The sequence below is a fragment of the Escherichia sp. MOD1-EC5495 genome (assembly GCF_002965965.1).
GTDB lineage: Bacteria > Pseudomonadota > Gammaproteobacteria > Enterobacterales > Enterobacteriaceae > Escherichia > Escherichia ruysiae.
The window spans coordinates 88,151-107,493 of sequence record NZ_PTRI01000007.1 but is presented as its reverse complement, the minus strand read 5'-3'; the positions used below and the strand labels follow the sequence as shown (position 1 = coordinate 107,493).

Sequence of the window (19,343 nt, the reverse complement as noted above, 5' to 3'; positions counted from 1 at the left end):
CTGCCGTTGGCGTTTTTCAATTCACCTGTAAATCGCAGGCTCCAGCAGTTTTTTTCTCCCTTTTCTGGCATAGTTGGACATCTGCCAATATTGCTCGCCATAATATCCAGGCAGTGTCCCGTGAATAAAACGGAGTAAAAGTGGTAATGGGTCAGGAAAAGCTATACATCGAAAAAGAGCTCAGTTGGTTATCGTTCAATGAACGCGTGCTTCAGGAAGCGGCGGACAAATCTAACCCGCTGATTGAAAGGATGCGTTTCCTGGGGATCTATTCCAATAACCTTGATGAGTTCTATAAAGTCCGCTTCGCTGAACTGAAACGACGCATCATTATTAGCGAAGAACAAGGTTCCAATTCTCATTCCCGTCATTTGCTGGGTAAAATTCAGTCCCGCGTGCTGAAGGCCGATCAGGAATTCGACGGCCTCTACAACGAACTGTTGCTGGAGATGGCGCGCAACCAGATTTTCCTGATTAATGAACGCCAGCTCTCCGTCAATCAACAAAACTGGCTGCGTCATTATTTTAAGCAGTATCTGCGTCAGCACATTACGCCGATTTTAATCAACCCTGACACTGACTTAGTGCAATTTCTGAAAGATGATTACACCTATCTGGCGGTAGAAATTATCCGTGGTGATACCATTCGTTATGCGCTGCTGGAGATCCCCTCAGATAAAGTGCCGCGCTTTGTTAATTTGCCGCCGGAAGCACCGCGCCGACGCAAACCCATGATTCTTCTGGATAACATTCTGCGTTACTGCCTTGATGATATTTTCAAAGGCTTCTTTGATTATGACGCGCTGAATGCCTATTCAATGAAGATGACCCGCGATGCCGAATACGATTTAGTGCACGAGATGGAAGCCAGCCTGATGGAGCTGATGTCTTCCAGTCTGAAGCAGCGTTTAACCGCAGAACCGGTGCGTTTTGTTTATCAGCGCGATATGCCCAGTGCGCTGGTTGAGGTGTTGCGCGAAAAACTGACTATTTCCCGCTACGACTCCATCGTACCCGGTGGCCGTTATCATAATTTTAAAGACTTTATTAATTTCCCCAATGTCGGCAAAGCCAATCTGGTGAATAAACCACTACCGCGTTTACGCCACATTTGGTTTGATAAAGCCCAGTTCCGTAACGGTTTTGATGCCATTCGCGAACACGATGTGCTGCTCTATTATCCTTATCACACTTTTGAACATGTGCTGGAACTGCTACGCCAGGCCTCGTTCGACCCAAGCGTACTGGCGATTAAAATTAATATTTACCGCGTAGCGAAAGATTCGCGCATCATCGACTCGATGATCCACGCCGCTCACAACGGTAAGAAAGTCACCGTGGTGGTTGAGTTACAGGCGCGTTTCGACGAAGAAGCCAACATTCACTGGGCAAAACGGCTGACTGAAGCGGGCGTACACGTGATTTTCTCTGCGCCGGGGCTGAAAATTCACGCCAAATTGTTCCTGATTTCACGTAAAGAAAACGGTGAGGTTGTGCGTTACGCGCATATCGGGACCGGGAACTTTAATGAAAAAACCGCGCGTCTTTATACCGACTACTCGCTGCTGACCGCCGATGCGCGCATCACCAACGAAGTACGCCGGGTGTTCAACTTTATTGAAAATCCATACCGTCCGGTAACTTTCGATTATTTAATGGTGTCGCCGCAAAACTCCCGTCGTTTGCTGTATGAAATGGTTGACCGCGAGATAGCCAACGCTCAACAAGGGCTGCCTTGCGGTATTACCCTGAAACTGAATAATCTGGTCGATAAAGGTCTGGTCGATCGTCTGTATGCGGCCTCCAGTTCCGGCGTGCCGGTGAATCTCCTGGTACGCGGGATGTGTTCGCTGATCCCCAATCTGGAAGGCATTAGCGACAATATTCGTGCTATTAGTATTGTCGATCGTTACCTTGAACATGATCGGGTTTATATTTTTGAAAACGGCGGCGATAAAAAAGTTTACCTTTCTTCCGCCGACTGGATGACACGCAATATTGATTATCGTATTGAAGTGGCTACACCGCTGCTCGATCCCCGACTGAAGCAACGGGTGCTGGACATCATCGAAATTCTGTTCAGCGATACAGTCAAAGCGCGTTATATCGATAAAGAACTCAGTAATCGCTACGTCCCCCGTGGTAACCGCCGCAAAGTACGGGCGCAATTGGCGATCTACGACTACATCAAATCACTCGAACAATCTGAATAACCCTATGCCAATACACGACAAATCCCCTCGTCCGCAGGAGTTTGCTGCGGTCGATCTTGGTTCAAACAGTTTCCACATGGTCATTGCCCGTGTGGTGGATGGCGCAATGCAGATTATTGGCCGCCTGAAACAACGGGTGCATCTGGCGGACGGTCTGGGGCCAGATAATATGTTGAGTGAAGAAGCGATGACGCGTGGCTTAAACTGCCTGTCGCTGTTTGCCGAACGCCTGCAAGGTTTTTCTCCTTCCAGCGTCTGTATTGTCGGAACCCATACGCTACGTCAGGCGCTGAATGCCACTGACTTTCTGAAGCGAGCAGAAAAGGTTATTCCCTACCCGATTGAAATTATTTCCGGCAACGAAGAAGCGCGTCTGATTTTTATGGGCGTGGAGCATACCCAGCCGGAAAAGGGCCGCAAACTGGTTATTGATATTGGTGGCGGCTCAACAGAACTGGTGATTGGTGAAAATTTCGAACCGATTCTCGTGGAAAGTCGCCGGATGGGTTGCGTCAGCTTTGCCCAGCTTTATTTCCAGGGCGGCATCATCAATAAAGAGAATTTTCAGCGCGCACGCATGGCGGCAGCGCAAAAACTGGAAACCTTAACCTGGCAATTCCGTATCCAGGGCTGGAATGTGGCAATGGGCGCTTCCGGCACCATTAAAGCTGCTCATGAAGTGTTGATGGAAATGGGCGAGAAAGACGGGATAATTACCCCGGAACGTCTGGAAAAACTGGTAAAAGAAGTTTTACGGCACCGTAATTTCGCATCGCTGAGTTTACCGGGTCTTTCCGAAGAGAGGAAAACTGTCTTCGTTCCTGGACTGGCGATTTTATGCGGTGTGTTTGATGCCTTAGCCATCCGTGAACTGCGACTTTCTGACGGGGCGTTACGCGAAGGCGTGCTGTATGAAATGGAAGGACGTTTCCGCCATCAGGATGTGCGTAGCCGCACCGCCAGTAGTCTGGCTAACCAGTATCACATCGACAGTGAACAGGCCCGACGGGTGCTGGATACCACCATGCAGATGTACGAACAGTGGCGGGAACAGCAACCGAAACTGGCGCATCCACAGCTCGAAGCATTGCTGCGATGGGCCGCTATGCTGCATGAAGTCGGGTTGAATATCAACCATAGTGGTCTGCATCGACATTCTGCATATATTTTACAAAACAGTGACTTACCGGGATTTAATCAGGAGCAGCAGCTGATGATGGCGACACTGGTACGCTATCACCGTAAAGCGATTAAGCTCGACGATCTGCCGCGCTTTACCTTGTTTAAGAAGAAACAGTTCCTGCCACTGATTCAGCTATTGCGCCTTGGCGTATTGCTCAACAATCAACGTCAGGCGACTACCACGCCGCCAACATTAACGCTGATTACCGATGACAGCCACTGGACCTTGCGTTTTCCGCATGACTGGTTTAGCCAGAACGCGCTGGTATTGCTTGATCTGGAAAAGGAACAAGAATACTGGGAAGGCGTGGCTGGCTGGCGGTTAAAAATTGAAGAAGAAAACACGCCTGAAATTGCGGCTTAATATGAAATGAAAACGGGCCAACATGTTATGTTGGCCCAAATAAATTACGCGCTTTCCCGGACCGGTTCTCTTTCACCCAACATCGCCACTAACGGCTGCGGTTCACCAATCAAAAAGCCTTGCAGGTAATCAATACCCAAAGAGTGAACCGCCTGGCGAATCTCTTCATTTTCAACATATTCCGCAACCACTTGCATTTTCTTCATTCGCGCCAGATGACAAATTGATGCCACTATCTGGTAATCCAGACTATTCGAGACAATATTGCGTATGAAGCTGCCATCAATTTTTAATAAATTGGCATTCACATTTTTTAGCCGCGCATAACTGGCGTAGCCGGTGCCGAAATCATCAATTGCAATTTGGCATCCTAACTCCTGAAGATGCTGCAGCGTATTCTGTGCCTGCTTAACATTGGTCAGGGTATTACTCTCGGTTACCTCAAAGATAAGCTGCCACGCTTCTATTTGATATTTATTCAAAAATTTACTGACATCTAAAGGGAAACTCGCCTGACAAACGGAAGTGGGCGACAGGTTAATAGCAAATCGGCGAGCAGGCATTTTTTCTCTATTTTCTGCCATAAATTGCAGTGTATGCTCGATAACCCACATGTCGATGCTGGACGATAAGCCAAATTCATGCGCGACCGGTAAGAAATTGTCAGGATTGATGAGTTCGCCATTCTCTCCTTTCATGCGCAGCAGAATTTCATGATAAACATCACCGCGCACTCCTGTAATCGGCTGGGCCATCAGGCAAAAATCGTTATGCTCGAGCGCCTGTTGTAGCCGATTCATCATCGCCACCTTGTCTTTCAATTCACGTTGTAAATACATTGCCCCGCGACGCTGCATATTTTCCGGGGTATTGGTCACGATAGAAAGTTCGGCAACCGTATTTAGCTCTCCCAGCAGCAGATATATATGATTAACCGGTGAGCGGACATAGCAATAACTGACGCCAATCTGAGGCTGTAACGGCATTCCATCCCAAAAGAAACGAAACTGCTTCAGATGATTATCCAGCGTGGTAATGCGCTCCTGGTATGATTCTGTATTCAGTCGCAACGCAAGGTCGTTACCGGAAAGCTGATAAACAGCTTCGCCCGGTTCCAGCAACGGTGTCAGCCAGTGTGAAAGTTTTTGTTTATATTGAATGCGTAGCATGATGCCATAGTTCTTTACCAGCATTTCCATGCCAGGGATGCGTAAATAACATAGCGCGGACCATGGTGCATCACGCAATGCACGGTTCAGGGCGCGAATATTTGGCAGATGAACAACCGGATCCACATATGCAAGCCGCTGAATGCGTCTGACCACCGCTCGCTGACGGGTTGCCAGAACAGCCATGTAATTGACAATAAAAGAAAATACCAGATAACTGGAGGAAGTTATGGTCAGTTGCGTGGTATATCCAGGATAAAGGGGAATGTAGTTCTGATAGCTGTGAATGCTGATCATCAGCACTACCGCCCAGAGCAGCGATATAAACTTATAGCCATAGCGCATTGCTCCCCACATCATCAGCGGTAGCAATAACGATAACGTATAGTTGGTGCTAAAAATTGTGCTTTTTTCATTTAACGGCATACATAGCAACAACAACAACGCACCCAATGCAAGCAACCAGATCGCAAATTCTTTTTTGGTAACCTTTTTGTCAACCTGCTGTTTTAATTGCGAATAATAGCTACGTAAATAAAACGGATTCCGCACCACCCGAATGATGAAGTAGCACAATGGGACGCCGATAAGATTACCTACCAGCAAGGCCTGGTAATTGATTAATGTCCCGAGGTTAAAGGGCATAACCCCTACCAGATTGTCTCTGCTTGCCAGTAACCCTACAAACGCAGCAAACTGGAAAAGTACCAGGAACAACGTTGCCGGAAAAACAATCTGCCAGAAAATTCGCTGGGAAATTAAGCGGGTATCCCCATGTGCAACGTTGTTACGCCGGGGAGAAAAAACTCTGTAACCACCCCAACAAATAATGACAATGATAATAAAATTAGTCGTTAACGAAAGCGTTTCATACAGGCCAAGCTCCGCATACTTACGAACAAAAATGCCTAATGCTATACCCGGTAATGCTGCCCAGTTAAAAAACATCATCATGCTGATCATCAGAGCCAGGGGCAGATAAAAGAGAAAAACTTCACCGGAGGAAATATGCGCAAAAGTATTTATTTGTGCGAAAACGGGCAAGATTAAAGAAGGCAGGATCAGCGGAAGCCCCCACCATTTATCACGTATTTTTATATAAGTTGCATTCAGTTTCATAGATGCTCAACAGAATTCCCCACATCCTGAAAGGGGTGTATTCAGACAGGCATCCCACCTGAATTCGACGGATGATTATTCATCACTATAGAGAGTATCGATTCTAAGTGTCATATGAAAGTTCCAATTGATATATATCAAACAAAACAACCCTGATTAATGAATTATTACGTTTATCATGTTAAGCCATCATTATTACATCATTATTGTAAATAATTAAATTAACTTCCATAACATTGAAATATGTATCCACTGACGCTTTTTTACATAATGAAGAATTGACCATTTTGCCCAGGTGTGCCTTAATGTAAGTACCGTCCACAGAGTGGGACATACTTCAAGGAACCTTTTGTGAGTCAGGCAACCAGTATGCGAAAACGACACCGATTTAACAGTCGCATGACCCGTATCGTACTACTCATCAGCTTTATCTTCTTCTTTGGTCGCTTTATCTACTCGTCTGTTGGTGCCTGGCAGCATCATCAGAGCAAAAAAGAAGCGCAGCAATCCACACTCTCTATCGAATCCCCGGTACAACGTTAGCGGTTACCTTCTCCATTTTAACTTAGCAAGACGGCGCATTGCTGCCCGATGTTTTTGCTCTTTGTAGTTAACAAAGCGGCAGGCATTCTTTCACCTTAAATTTCACCCATTGTCCTGACTGACGTAGATCCTGCCTAAGAAGTAATACGCTCTAAATTAATACATATATTTAAATTATATTTCTTTAATAATTTATTTTCCGCATGAATTTTAATAAATTTAATCTATTAGTTTATACACAATACATTTACTTTCCTCTTTTGATGATCTTAAATATCTTATTTTTCGTAATGTGTATAACAAGGAATAGTGATGAAATTTAAAAAATGTCTTCTGCCTGTGGCAATTTTAGCGTCATTCACCCTGGCAGGATGCCAGTCAAATGCTGACGATCATGCCGCCGATGTTTATCAAACCGATCAACTGAATACAAAACAAGAAACCAAAACCGTTAATATTATTTCCATTCTTCCCGCCAAAGTTGCCGTAGACAACTCACAAAATAAACGGAACGCACAAGCCTTCGGCGCACTTATTGGGGCCGTCGCTGGCGGCGTTATCGGCCATAACGTCGGCTCCGGCAGTAACTCCGGAACGACGGCAGGTGCAGTTGGCGGCGGAGCCGTAGGTGCGGCGGCTGGTTCTATGGTGAATGATAAAACATTAGTGGAAGGTGTTTCTTTAACATACAAAGAAGGCACCAAAGTGTACACCTCCACCCAGGTGGGTAAAGAATGCCAGTTCACGACGGGTTTAGCCGTTGTTATTACCACTACGTATAACGAAACGCGTATTCAGCCAAATACAAAATGTCCTGAAAAAAGCTAATAATCAGGAGGATTCATGAAGAAGGTTTTACTTTGCGCCATCTTAGCCGCCTTAAGTAGTTCAACTTTCGCCTCTTCATTACAGGATCAACTCTCTGCTGTCGCAGAAGCGGAACAACAAGGTAAAAATGAAGAGCAAAGGCAGCATGACGAATGGGTAGCGGAGCGCAACAGGGAAATCCAGCAAGAGAAGCAACGGCGTGCAAATGCGCAGGCTGCAGCAAATAAAAGAGCGGCAGCAGCAGCAGCGGATAAAAAAGCTCGCCAGGATAAACGGGACGCCGAGGCCACTGCGGATAAAAAGCGCGATCAAAGTTATGAAGATGAGCTACGCAGCTTAGAGATTCAGAAGCAAAAACTGGCGCTGGCAAAAGAAGAAGCCCGCGTTAAGCGTGAGAACGAATTTATCGATCAGGAACTGAAGCACAAAGCCGCGCAAACCGATGTTGTGCAATCTGAAGCTGACGCTAACAGGAATATGACTGAAGGCGGCCGCGATTTGATGAAGAGTGTGGGTAAAGCAGAAGAGAATAAATCGGACAGTTGGTTTAATTAATTGATGTCAGTAACTTCAAGCCTATGATTTGTGAGGATTATGGGCTTTTTTATATTGCTTGACTTTAGTCAGCGATGTAAAAAAACCCTCTGTAGCAACAGAGGGTTTTGTTCATTCATAGTGCGGGTATCAAATCATTCCCACTCAATAGTCGCTGGCGGCTTGCCGCTGATGTCATACACCACGCGGGAAATGCCGTTCACTTCATTGATAATTCGATTGGAAACGCGGCCGAGGAAATCGTACGGCAGGTGCGCCCAGTGTGCGGTCATAAAGTCGATGGTTTCGACAGCACGCAGAGAAACAACCCAGTCATACTTACGACCATCGCCCATTACGCCAACGGAACGTACTGGCAGGAAGACGGTGAACGCCTGGCTGACTTTGTCGTACAGATCTGCTTTACGCAGCTCTTCAATGAAGATGGCATCCGCACGGCGCAGCAGGTCGCAGTACTCTTTCTTCACTTCGCCCAGCACGCGCACACCAAGACCCGGTCCCGGGAACGGATGGCGATACAGCATGTCATACGGCAGACCCAGCTCCAGACCAATCTTACGCACTTCGTCTTTGAACAGCTCTTTCAGCGGTTCAACCAGGCCCATCTTCATCTCTTTCGGCAGGCCACCCACGTTGTGGTGAGACTTGATAACGTGCGCTTTACCGGTCGCAGACGCGGCAGATTCAATAACGTCAGGATAGATAGTTCCCTGCGCCAGCCACTTCACATCTTCCAGTTTCAGTGCTTCTTCATCGAATACTTCAACGAAGACGCGACCGATGATTTTACGTTTTGCTTCCGGATCGTTTTCGCCAGCCAGTGCTGACAGGAAGCGGTCTTCTGCCGGAACGTGAACAATGTTCAGGCCGAAGCGATCGCCAAACATATCCAGAACCTGCTCTGCTTCGTTGAGACGCAGCAGGCCGTTGTCGACAAATACACAGGTCAGGTTTTTACCAATTGCACGGTGCAGAAGCATTGCGGTTACGGAAGAGTCCACACCACCAGAGAGGCCAAGGATCACTTTATCGTCGCCCACCTGTTCGCGGATGCGGGCTACCGCGTCGTCGATAATTTTCGCCGGAGTCCACAGGGCTTCACACTGGCAGATATCACGCACAAAACGCTCCAGCATACGCATACCCTGACGGGTGTGAGTCACTTCCGGGTGGAACTGCACACCGTAGAAGCGTTTTTCTTCGTTAGCCATAATGGCAAACGGGCAGCTTTCGGTGCTGGCTACGGTAACGAAATCTTGAGGAATTGCAGTTACCTTATCACCGTGGCTCATCCACACGTCAAGCAGCGGTTTGCCATCTGCGCTTAATGCATCTTCGATACCATGAATCAGCGCGCTATCAGTTTGTACTTCAACCTGCGCATAACCAAATTCACGTTCGTTAGAGGCTTCAACATGACCACCTAACTGCATCGCCATAGTCTGCATACCATAGCAAACACCGAATACCGGTACGCCTGCTTCAAAGACATACTGCGGCGCACGCGGGCTGTTTTCTTCGGTGGTACTTTCCGGGCCGCCGGAAAGAATAATGCCGCTTGGATTGAAGTCACGAATTTGTGCTTCTGTCACATCCCACGCCCACAGTTCGCAGTAAACACCCAGTTCACGCACGCGGCGCGCAACCAGTTGAGTGTACTGAGAACCGAAGTCCAGAATGAGGATGCGATGCTTATGAATGTTTTCCGTCATTGACGCTTATTCCGAGGCAAGTGAAACAGATAATATAAATCGCCCGACATGAAGTCGGGCGAAGAGAATCAGGAGCCCAGACGGTAGTTCGGGGACTCTTTAGTAATGGTCACGTCGTGAACGTGGCTTTCCTGGATGCCCGCACCGCTGATACGTACAAACTCCGCTTTAGTACGCAGTTCGTCGATAGTACCACAGCCGGTCAGACCCATACAGGAGCGCAGGCCGCCCATCTGCTGGTGGATGATCTCTTTCAGGCGGCCTTTGTACGCTACGCGACCTTCGATACCTTCCGGCACCAGTTTGTCAGCGGCGTTGTCGCTCTGGAAATAACGGTCAGAAGAACCTTTGGACATCGCGCCCAGAGAGCCCATCCCACGGTAAGATTTGTAAGAACGCCCCTGGTAGAGTTCAATTTCACCCGGAGATTCTTCAGTACCTGCCAGCATGGAACCTACCATCACCGCGCTTGCACCAGCAGCGATAGCTTTCGCAATATCGCCAGAGAAGCGAATACCACCGTCAGCGATAACCGGAATACCGGTGCCTTCCAGGGCTTCTACTGCGTCAGCAACGGCAGTGATCTGCGGAACACCTACACCAGTAACGATACGAGTCGTACAAATAGAGCCAGGGCCGATACCGACTTTAACTGCGCTGCAACCTGCTTCTGCCAGCGCGCGGGCACCAGCAGCCGTTGCTACGTTACCACCGATGATTTGCAGATCCGGATATTTAGCGCGAGTTTCACGGATACGCTGCAGAACGCCTTCAGAGTGACCGTGAGAGGAGTCGATCAGCAGAACGTCAACGCCTGCGGCAACCAGTGCATCAATACGCTCTTCGTTTCCAGCACCCGCGCCAACCGCTGCACCAACACGCAGACGACCTTGTTCGTCTTTACACGCGTTCGGTTTACGTTCCGCTTTCTGGAAGTCTTTCACGGTGATCATGCCGATCAGGTGGAATTCGTCATCAACCACCAGCGCCTTCTCAACGCGTTTTTCGTGCATTTTTGCCAGCACAACTTCGCGGGCTTCGCCTTCACGCACAGTCACCAGACGCTCTTTCGGCGTCATGTAAACGCTAACTGGCTGGTTCAGGTCGGTCACAAAACGCACGTCACGACCGGTGATGATGCCGACCAGTTCGTTTTCTTCGGTAACGACCGGGTAGCCCGCAAAGCCATTACGTTCAGTCAGTTCTTTCACTTCGCGCAGCGTCGTGGTTGGCAGAACCGTCTGTGGGTCAGTCACCACGCCAGATTCGTGTTTTTTCACACGGCGAACTTCTTCAGCCTGGCGTTCAATAGACATGTTTTTGTGGATAAAGCCGATACCGCCTTCCTGAGCCAGAGCAATAGCCAGGCGCGCTTCCGTTACGGTATCCATTGCTGCGGAGAGCATAGGGATATTCAGACGAATAGTTTTCGTCAGCTGGGTGCTGAGGTCAGCAGTATTCGGCAGAACGGTAGAGTGAGCAGGAACGAGGAGAACGTCGTCAAATGTGAGAGCTTCTTTAGCGATACGTAGCATGGGCAATATCTCGACCAGAGTGGTTAATAAATATTGCCGCGGCATTATACAGAGCGTAACCGATTGCATCTACCCCTTTTTGCAAAAAATGCTTGCTATCCCCAGAAGGCGGGTTACTATCGATTGAATAACCTGCTGATTTAGAATTTGATCTCGCTCACATGTTACCGTCTCAATCCCCTGCAATTTTTACCGTTAGCCGCCTGAATCAAACGGTTCGTCTGCTGCTTGAGCAGGAGATGGGACAAGTGTGGATCAGCGGTGAAATCTCGAACTTCACACAACCGGCCTCCGGTCACTGGTACTTTACGCTCAAAGACGATACCGCCCAGGTTCGCTGCGCGATGTTCCGCAACAGCAACCGCCGGGTTACCTTTCGCCCACAGCACGGGCAACAGGTTCTGGTTCGCGCCAACATTACGCTGTATGAGCCGCGCGGTGATTATCAGATTATCGTCGAGAGTATGCAGCCAGCCGGTGAAGGCTTGTTGCAACAGAAATACGAACAGCTAAAAGCGAAGTTGCAGGCAGAAGGTTTGTTCGATCAGCAACTAAAAAAACCGCTCCCCTCCCCCGCGCACTGTGTCGGTGTGATTACATCCAAAACCGGCGCGGCGCTGCACGATATTTTGCATGTGTTAAAACGTCGAGATCCTTCACTGCCGGTGATTATTTATCCTACTGCCGTTCAGGGCGATGATGCGCCGGGGCAAATCGTTCGCGCGATTGAACTGGCGAACCTGCGTAACGAGTGCGACGTCTTGATCGTCGGTCGCGGCGGCGGTTCGCTGGAAGATTTGTGGAGTTTTAACGATGAGCGTGTGGCGAGGGCGATTTTTGCCAGCCGAATTCCGATTGTCAGCGCCGTCGGTCATGAAACCGATGTGACGATTGCCGACTTTATTGCCGATCTGCGCGCACCAACGCCCTCTGCCGCCGCCGAAGTCGTGAGCCGCAATCAACAGGAGTTACTGCGCCAGGTGCAATCTGCCCGCCAGCGGCTGGAGATGGCGATGGATTATTATCTCGCCAACCGTACCCGGCGCTTTACGCAGATTCATCACCGTTTACAGCAGCAACATCCGCAGTTACGTCTGGCGCGGCAGCAAACCATGCTGGAGCGACTGCAAAAACGGATGAGCTTTGCGCTGGAAAACCGGTTGAAGCGGGCAGGTCAGCAACAGCAACGGCTTGAACAACGTCTGAATCAGCAAAATCCTCAACCACGCATTCATCGCGCGCAGACTCGCATTCAACAACTGGAATATCGCCTGGCGGAAACTCTGCGAGCACAGCTTAGTGCCACACGTGAACGCTTTGGTAATGCAGTGACACATCTGGAAGCCGTGAGTCCACTGTCCACGCTGGCGCGTGGCTATAGCGTCACCAGCGCCGCCGATGGGACAGTGCTGAAGCAAGTTAAGCAGGTAAAACCCGGTGATACATTGACCACGCGTTTGAATGATGGCGTGGTGGTCAGCGTGGTGAGCGACGTGACGAAAACACGCAAATCACGCAAAAAAGCGGTGAACTCGTAGGCCGGATAAGCTGCGCCTGCATCGCGTCCAGCAATATCACCATGCCAGCACCAGATGCAACCAGGCCATTATTGGAAACAGGTGGCAAAACCTGGTGTTTTACCCGCCTCAATACCACAATCCTGAGTACTATTTTGTTCAAACATGCCGCAATATAATACCCCGGCTCGATCGGTTGAAAAGTAAGGGAAGTTTTTAGGGGATGAGGGCCACCCTAACGAATTAAAGCTGTTAGATAACACCTCTAACTCGTTATATGTCGGCGCACTATCCATGCTACCGCACTGTTTCTTGATATCCCATTTTGACGAATCAACGACATGAGCAAGACCCCACGTTTCGTTATTGATATCAGGTGTCCCAGCTGCTTGTGCCCCAGAGGGTAATTCCGTCGACAGCAATGGTCGATGTAATGTTTTTCCATTCACCCCCACCGTATCCGCCATATGTCCCCAGAAATGAGCCGAGGAGACGTTCGGGCTGGTGATAACAGTGAAAATAGTGTCCATCGTCGCGTTGATGCTGGTGTTATCGGTCAGCGTCACCGTCAGCGGCGTTTTATATCTAGGCGTATTATCCTGTTTAATCATAAATGTCGCTGTACCGTCGGAACCGGTGGTTCCCTGGAGTGAATTACCACTATCAGTCATTATGACCGTCGCGCCAGTTGGCGGCTGAACGGTCAGATCATCCATTGCCGCCACATCGCCATATAAAGTCGCACCTGGGTTGCGCGGCGCTGCATCACCGCGTTTCAGGCTAAAGGCCACGTTTGACACTGGGTTCCCGGCGCTGTCTCTCACGGTGACAGTCACAGGCATAGATTCCCCTTTCTTCACTTTCGCAGCCTGAGTAGAAGAATCAAACGCTGGTGAGGTAAGTGTTACCACAGACACCGAAGCGTTAGGGTTCAGCAAGCAGGCCTGCAATGCGCGGCTTCTGTTCGCCGCCTCAGCCTGGCCATTATACAAATCGACAGTCGCGCATCTGTTGACTCCACTGGTATCACACGTTGAGTCCACTGCCCACCAGGCATACCCCGATGACTCCACCGGCCAGCCGGTATCAGCCATCAATGTTCCATTGGGATGACGGTTATACAGCGATATAAGTTGCTCGTTGGTCGGCCAGCGCGCGGCCTCACACGCCGCCGTGCCGCTACGTTCCCTTTCCTGAACAGTAGGCACAAGCCAACTTTCACTATTTAAATCCTTAACGTGAACGCCTGAGGTGTTCGTTAACTCAGCCTTTATTTTAGGCCGCACAAAAACGGTGCCATCTGCCGCCGTCACCGTTTCCCCCATATGCCCCCACATGTTGGCTACGCTAACGTCCGGGCTGGTGATAACCGTGAAAATCGCGTCCAGCGTGGCTGTTGGCATAGGGCTGAAGCCCAGTGCTTTTACGGTTATCGGCGTTCTAAGACCGGTCGTACTATCCTGGTGAAGATTCAGCGTCGCTTTACCCTGAGCATCAGTCTGAATAACCAGATAACTGGTATTACTACGACCATTCATGCTGGCGCTTTGTATGGTTTGTGCTGGGTTGAACGTATCAGCCACCAAATCATCCGTCGTTACCGTTTCGCTGAGCGATGTGCCCGCGCGATTGTAGCTGGCGGCACGCAAAATCCCTACCGACTCAAATGGTGCAGGCGAGCCATCCGCACGGGTCACAGTAATCGTCAACGGAAGCGGTGAGCCTTTATGTGCTTTCCCGGCCGGTAACGAACTATCCCAGTTTTCCTCCGCAGTGGTCAGGGTAATATTGCCCACCGACTCCACACTTTCCAGACAGGTCTGGAAGTTGAGATCTGCAGAATCCGACGCGACATGTCCAGTATTCCCCACCTTGAGGTTAATATACTGATAATTAGGATTAACAGCGCCTGAACTGGAGACAACGCTTCGTGACCAGAAGTACGGCTTTGGCGCTGTTGACTTGTCAAGCGGCCAGCCCTGTGCCGTTTCAATCGTTCCTGAAGGGTATGCCTCATATAACGATTGCAGATCGCCAATAGACGGCAGTTTATCTTTACAACCTCCCTGCATACCACTCAGCGCATTATTGATAGTCAGTCGCTGCCAATATTCATTGTTAACAATAAGCCCATTGGAAGAACCGACTTCATCTTTTAACTGTGGGCGATGGAAGACTTTGCCGTTTTTAGCCGTTAAGGTCTCCGGCATATGACCCCAGAAGTTAGCTTTTGGCGTATCCGGGCTGGTAACGATCGTGAAAATCGCGCTCAGCGTATTCGAGATAATGCCGTTACCGTCATCAATTTCTGCGGTGAGCGGGATACGCGTACCGTCTCCCTTATATATCTGGCGTAGAATAAAAGTGACCGTACCGTCACCACTGGTCATGCTGTAATATTTATTTCCGTCATCAAAATAACCGTTGGAATTATTGTAACTGTCTTGCACATAAATCAGCCGTGACTGATTGGTAATCTTGCCGTTGTTGGTCGCATTTGAGGTTCGAGCCACGGTGAAACCATGATTCAACGTAATCGGCACATAACCTTTCGGATTTCCCTGGGCGTCGCGAGTGGTCACCGTCATGGTGATTTGATCCCCGGTATTGCTGTAGTCTGTTCTGACTTTTACTGCATCAAGGTTGTCATACTTTGCCGTTTTATCAGACGTTAATTCGATGGTGCTCACCTTCGGATTTGCCGTTGCCTGGCAGGTCAGATACCCTAACTCCGTGGATGCCAGACTGTAGCTGGTCCCGTCGCTCAATTGTACGCTTTTATATTTGCGATCCTCGATACTGTCTTTTTCCGGTGTGCTGGAGTCGTAACCTTTTTTTAGCAAGACAGGCCAGCCATCTACCGCATGTCCACGCCATTCACTGGCGAGTGTGAGTAACGCGTCCTGAGTCGGAATATAATCCGCGCCACAGCCGCCATTACTGGCCTTCGTCGCCTGATCTTCGGTAAACAGAGCCCAGCTTTCGTTATCCTCTACATCAGACTTACGTTTGGCGGCAGGGCTATCGGTTAGTTCCGTAAACAGAATCGGCCGTTTAAATGTCAGTCCACCTGCGCTCAACGTTTCCGGCATGTGGCCCCACATATTCGCTTTATCGGTATCCGGACTGGTAACCACGGTGAAAATGGTATCCATTGCAGCCTTTTTTGTCGGATCGGAATAGAGCGCGGCGGTGAGCGCCGTTTTCGTGCCGTGGGTATCCGGACGCGTAATATTGAGAATTTTACTTCCGTCGCTACCGGTTAGTGCCACATATGCTGTCGCTGTATCGTTGAGCACCATCTCATCAGGCAGACCCGCATCAACCACCACCGATGAAACAATCCCATCACCGCTACCTGCCGTATGACGTTCACCAGAACGGGTATATCCATCGCCACGTTTCAGGGTAAATGGCATATCTGCCATCGGGTTACCGGCAACGTCTTTGACCGTCACCTTCACCTGTAACGTCTCGCCCTTTTTCAGCTTTGCCGCATTAAGCGAACTATTCCACTGCGCCTGATCCACCACTTCCAGTGTAATGATGCTTGCGGGAGGGTTAGCATCTTTCAGACAACTCATATAAATCGAGTCATCGGCAGCATTCTGTACGTTCCCGTTATTCAACCAGACGGAGGCAAGGTGCGGAACTTTATCCATCGGCGTACCGCTCCAGTATTGTTCACGCAAGGTGAGCCAGCCATGAACGGTTTGAATCGTATTGTTACTGTTGGCGTTGTACAGAGCGGTAAGCTGTGACTGGCGTGGCACTTTATTTTTCTCGCAACCGCCAGCCGCGATATTTTCGATATCAGACTGCGCCACACGCACCCAGGTTTCGTTATTTTCCACTAGTGAACGGTTTCCTGCGCTCACTTCAGAGAATAATTTCGGTCGCTTAAAAGTTATAGAATCCACAGTGATGGATTCGTCCATGTGACCCCACATTTGCGCACTGGCTACATCCGGGCTGGTGGGGGTAGTAAAAATCACGTTGTAGTTAACGGTATTGGGAACATAAGAGTTAGTCGGCGTGATATCCAGAGGAGTCCCCAGCCCAACGCCTTGCGGCTGCTCAATGTCCACCGTTGCTATACCTCGAGCGTCGGTTGTACCGGAATAGACAGTTGTGGGCTGAGAAGTACCGTAGAAAGTACCGTTCATCTCTATCGCGCCGCTGGTTGGATCATCAAACCCAGTAACCTGCCCTGGACGGTTATACCCCATGCCTTTGGTGATGGTGAAATTTGTAAACGGCACAGCCGCGTCATTTAATGCGTTATAGGTTCGCACTGTCATGACAATTTTTTCACCGACTTTAGCCTGCGCCCGGCTTCCAATAGCGACATCATGATCGGTCGTGACCGCCACCTGCGCGACCATTTCATTACCTGAACAGGAAAGGTAGTTTTGTTTAAAGCCAGAATAACTATCGACCAGCCCCGTTTTGAAACTGACCGATGAATGCGTCGCCTGCTCCACCGCGCTTAAGTAATCTTGTTTTGCCGTTGGCCAACCGTATTTTGTGCCTATAACATTAGCAGGATAAGCGTTGTACAGACTTTCCAGCGAACTCTGGCGCGGAATATGTCCCGTTCTACATTCCGCCTGCATAGAGCCATTTTGGTCAAACAGTGCCCAGTCTTCGTTATTTTCCCGCATAGAACCCAGTTCATGAGCAGTTTCATCCGCCAGCAGCGGGCGTTTAAAGACGCTACCAGATTCGATAATCCCGAGCATATGCCCCCACATTCTGGCCTTATCGCTGTCCGGACTGGTTACTACTGTGAAAATGACATCTTTCGCATCAGACGCAGTGAAGTCACTACGCATTCTCGCCGTAATATGGGTTTTAACGCCAGCGCCATCGGGCTGACTCAACCTCAATGAGGCCTGACCGTTAACATCTGTTATCCCTTCATAAGTATGCGCATCAACCTGGTGAAAATTGGCTCCTCCCGTTATTTGCACCGGATGCGCTTCCCATGCGTCGTCGGATTGATTCTTTCGGTTGATGCCATCATCCAGATGCAGCGAGAAATAGTAGTAAGCCAGCGGCTGACCATTATTTTTGTTATCGGTGATTGTCAGTCGCATAGAGGCATCTTCACCCACCTTAACCTTCATCGCCTGTACCGTGGAGTCATAGCTTGCAGGTGTGAGAATCAGTTTTGGTTCAACGTCCGGTGCCTCTTTATCCACACAGCTAACAATAAGTTTTGTATCGTCCGGTTTTTGCGCTTCGCTACGGTTAGACACATCTGCCGCATGATGCTGCCCGGTCATGCCCGCGAGGGATGACCAGTAATAATCTCCCTGCATCGGCCAGCCAGCGACTTCCTGAATTGATGTAGGAACCACCGTTGCCATCGCGCCAAACTGGCGCATACCTGGCAAAATATCGCAGTGATTATCTGCGCCACTCCAGGTGAAGGTTGACCAGGTTTCATTATGATCATCGACGCTGCTTGCTTCATTATCGACTTCAGCCGCCAGTTTCGGACGGCTGAAGGTATAATCCCGAGCCTTGAGCGTATCCGCCATATGACCCCACATGTTTGCCTGTGGTACGTCCGGGCTGGTGAGAACGCTAAAAATGACCGCCGTTTCGCTGGTTTGGCTAATGCCAGACAGGCTTACGACCAGCGGCGTTTTTACGCCTTGCCCGTTCGGTTGAGCCACCGTTACCGTCGCCGTACCATTTTCATCCGTCGTGCCGTGATATTCCGTTGCCGTGGTGGTAAGTTCCGTACTCCCCAGTTTTACCGGACCGATGTTATTCACCACGCCCTGACGGTTTTCTGCATCCCGACGTTTGATAATAAAAGGAATATTTCCTGCCAGATTGCCCTGACAGTCTTTCGTCGTCACCGTTAGCGTAATTGAACCATCCACGGTCGTTTTTGCCGCTTTCAGCGTATCGTCATATCCGTTAGCGGTAATGGTAACCAGATCACCCTGTGCAGCCGCGATGTTCAGCGTCACTTTATTATCAACCAACGGCACTGCCCCCTGATTAGGTACGCCCGTTAAGGTAAAGAGATAAAGTAAAGGTATCGTTTGTTGTTGGTCAATTCGCGGCCAGGCAACCAGAGAATGTCCAGCCAGATCCTGGGCACAAAATGACCTGTCTGGGCGCGGTTGTGGATCTAACGGCGTATCCGGCGTGGCGGCCTCAGCCCACACCAGAGAAACAGAAGGTGGATTTTGATTTTCCCAACGCAGCAGCGGTGGCGTGGAGAAAACGTCCCCTTCAGTATCCAGAGGGCTCTGTAAGATCATCTGCGTAGCCGTATCATCTACGCTAAATTCACTGGGTTTTGCAAAGGCCTGAACATCGTGAGGTTCTGTCGGTTCAAGCAGGGTGCTGCCCTGATAAACGGGTATACTGGCGCTCTCTGCCCCAGGCACAGTGCCATTGATTGCGTCGGTCGAGATACCCGTTTGTTGCCACTAGCCACCTTTTAACACTGCCGCTACCTGAAAAGAAAGGGAGAGCAGTAAAACCGCCGTTATCGCTTTTATCAGTTTCAAAGCCCCGCCCATAATTGAAACCTGCCCGTTTAAAGTTACTTTTTCACCTCAACCCACTTTGCTTAACGCA

10 protein-coding genes and 1 pseudogene are annotated in these 19,343 nt (G+C 49.5%); 6 read left to right on the top strand and 5 right to left on the bottom strand.

The window, feature by feature from the left end; translation table 11 throughout:
• Positions 1 to 146 precede the first annotated feature (146 nt).
• Positions 147 to 2,213: a polyphosphate kinase 1 gene (gene ppk1 / locus BEG40_RS07540; protein ID WP_010344570.1), complete on the top strand. Its 2,067-nt coding sequence runs from the start codon at positions 147 to 149 to the stop codon at positions 2,211 to 2,213.
• 4 nt (positions 2,214 to 2,217) lie between these two features.
• Positions 2,218 to 3,759 carry an exopolyphosphatase gene (ppx, locus tag BEG40_RS07535; RefSeq protein ID WP_001121372.1) on the top strand — a complete coding sequence of 514 codons (1,542 nt, stop codon included), beginning with the start codon at positions 2,218 to 2,220 and terminating at the stop codon, positions 3,757 to 3,759.
• Between the two features lie 44 nt (positions 3,760 to 3,803).
• On the opposite strand, the gene BEG40_RS07530 is transcribed toward ppx, so the two are convergent.
• Both BEG40_RS07530 and BEG40_RS21905 read right to left on the bottom strand, forming a co-directional pair.
• Entirely contained in the window at positions 3,804 to 6,047 is a 2,244-nt protein-coding gene (locus tag BEG40_RS07530) for a bifunctional diguanylate cyclase/phosphodiesterase (RefSeq protein WP_016158772.1), read from the bottom strand.
• A gap of 181 nt (positions 6,048 to 6,228) precedes the next feature.
• Positions 6,229 to 6,381 (bottom strand): hypothetical protein, encoded by a 153-nt coding sequence (locus tag BEG40_RS21905; RefSeq protein WP_105285162.1) that lies wholly within the window; start codon positions 6,379 to 6,381, stop codon positions 6,229 to 6,231.
• 17 nt (positions 6,382 to 6,398) lie between these two features.
• Between BEG40_RS21905 and BEG40_RS07520 the strand changes: the two genes are divergently transcribed.
• The 3 genes from BEG40_RS07520 (at position 6,399) to BEG40_RS07510 (ending at position 7,973) form a co-directional block, all read left to right on the top strand.
• The gene (locus BEG40_RS07520; RefSeq protein WP_000075999.1) at positions 6,399 to 6,590 is read left to right on the top strand and encodes a YfgG family protein; all 192 of its coding nucleotides are present in this window, start codon (positions 6,399 to 6,401) and stop codon (positions 6,588 to 6,590) included.
• 309 nt (positions 6,591 to 6,899) lie between these two features.
• Entirely contained in the window at positions 6,900 to 7,418 is a 519-nt protein-coding gene (locus tag BEG40_RS07515) for an outer membrane lipoprotein (protein WP_010344568.1), read from the top strand.
• Positions 7,419 to 7,433: 15 nt separating this feature from the next.
• Positions 7,434 to 7,973: a DUF5384 family protein gene (locus tag BEG40_RS07510; RefSeq protein WP_000756784.1), complete on the top strand. Its 540-nt coding sequence runs from the start codon at positions 7,434 to 7,436 to the stop codon at positions 7,971 to 7,973.
• Positions 7,974 to 8,107: 134 nt separating this feature from the next.
• Here BEG40_RS07510 and guaA read toward each other — a convergent pair whose 3' ends face one another.
• Positions 8,108 to 9,685: a glutamine-hydrolyzing GMP synthase gene (guaA, locus tag BEG40_RS07505; RefSeq protein ID WP_000138265.1), complete on the bottom strand. Its 1,578-nt coding sequence runs from the start codon at positions 9,683 to 9,685 to the stop codon at positions 8,108 to 8,110.
• Positions 9,686 to 9,753: 68 nt separating this feature from the next.
• On the bottom strand, positions 9,754 to 11,220 hold the full coding sequence (guaB, locus tag BEG40_RS07500; protein ID WP_010349860.1) for an IMP dehydrogenase: 1,467 nt from the start codon (positions 11,218 to 11,220) through the stop codon (positions 9,754 to 9,756).
• A 161-nt stretch (positions 11,221 to 11,381) separates the two neighbouring features.
• Between guaB and xseA the strand changes: the two genes are divergently transcribed.
• Positions 11,382 to 12,758, top strand: coding sequence for an exodeoxyribonuclease VII large subunit (gene xseA, locus BEG40_RS07495; protein WP_105285161.1), 1,377 nt, complete (start codon positions 11,382 to 11,384; stop codon positions 12,756 to 12,758).
• A 68-nt stretch (positions 12,759 to 12,826) separates the two neighbouring features.
• Here xseA and BEG40_RS07490 read toward each other — a convergent pair.
• Positions 12,827 to 19,192, bottom strand: a pseudogene (locus BEG40_RS07490) (adhesion domain-containing protein); the annotation flags it as partial.
• Positions 19,193 to 19,343 lie beyond the last annotated feature (151 nt).

Bases quoted from the DNA above. Each gene is read 5' to 3' on its own strand.
- ppk1 (WP_010344570.1), top strand. From the start codon at position 147: ATGGGTCAGGAAAAGCTATACATCGAAAAAGAGCTCAGTTGGTTATCG.
- ppx (WP_001121372.1), top strand. From the start codon at position 2,218: ATGCCAATACACGACAAATCCCCTCGTCCGCAGGAGTTTGCTGCGGTC.
- BEG40_RS07530 (WP_016158772.1), bottom strand. From the start codon at position 6,047: ATGAAACTGAATGCAACTTATATAAAAATACGTGATAAATGGTGGGGG.
- BEG40_RS21905 (WP_105285162.1), bottom strand. From the start codon at position 6,381: ATGTCCCACTCTGTGGACGGTACTTACATTAAGGCACACCTGGGCAAA.
- BEG40_RS07510 (WP_000756784.1), top strand. From the start codon at position 7,434: ATGAAGAAGGTTTTACTTTGCGCCATCTTAGCCGCCTTAAGTAGTTCA.
- guaA (WP_000138265.1), bottom strand. From the start codon at position 9,685: ATGACGGAAAACATTCATAAGCATCGCATCCTCATTCTGGACTTCGGT.
- guaB (WP_010349860.1), bottom strand. From the start codon at position 11,220: ATGCTACGTATCGCTAAAGAAGCTCTCACATTTGACGACGTTCTCCTC.
- xseA (WP_105285161.1), top strand. From the start codon at position 11,382: ATGTTACCGTCTCAATCCCCTGCAATTTTTACCGTTAGCCGCCTGAAT.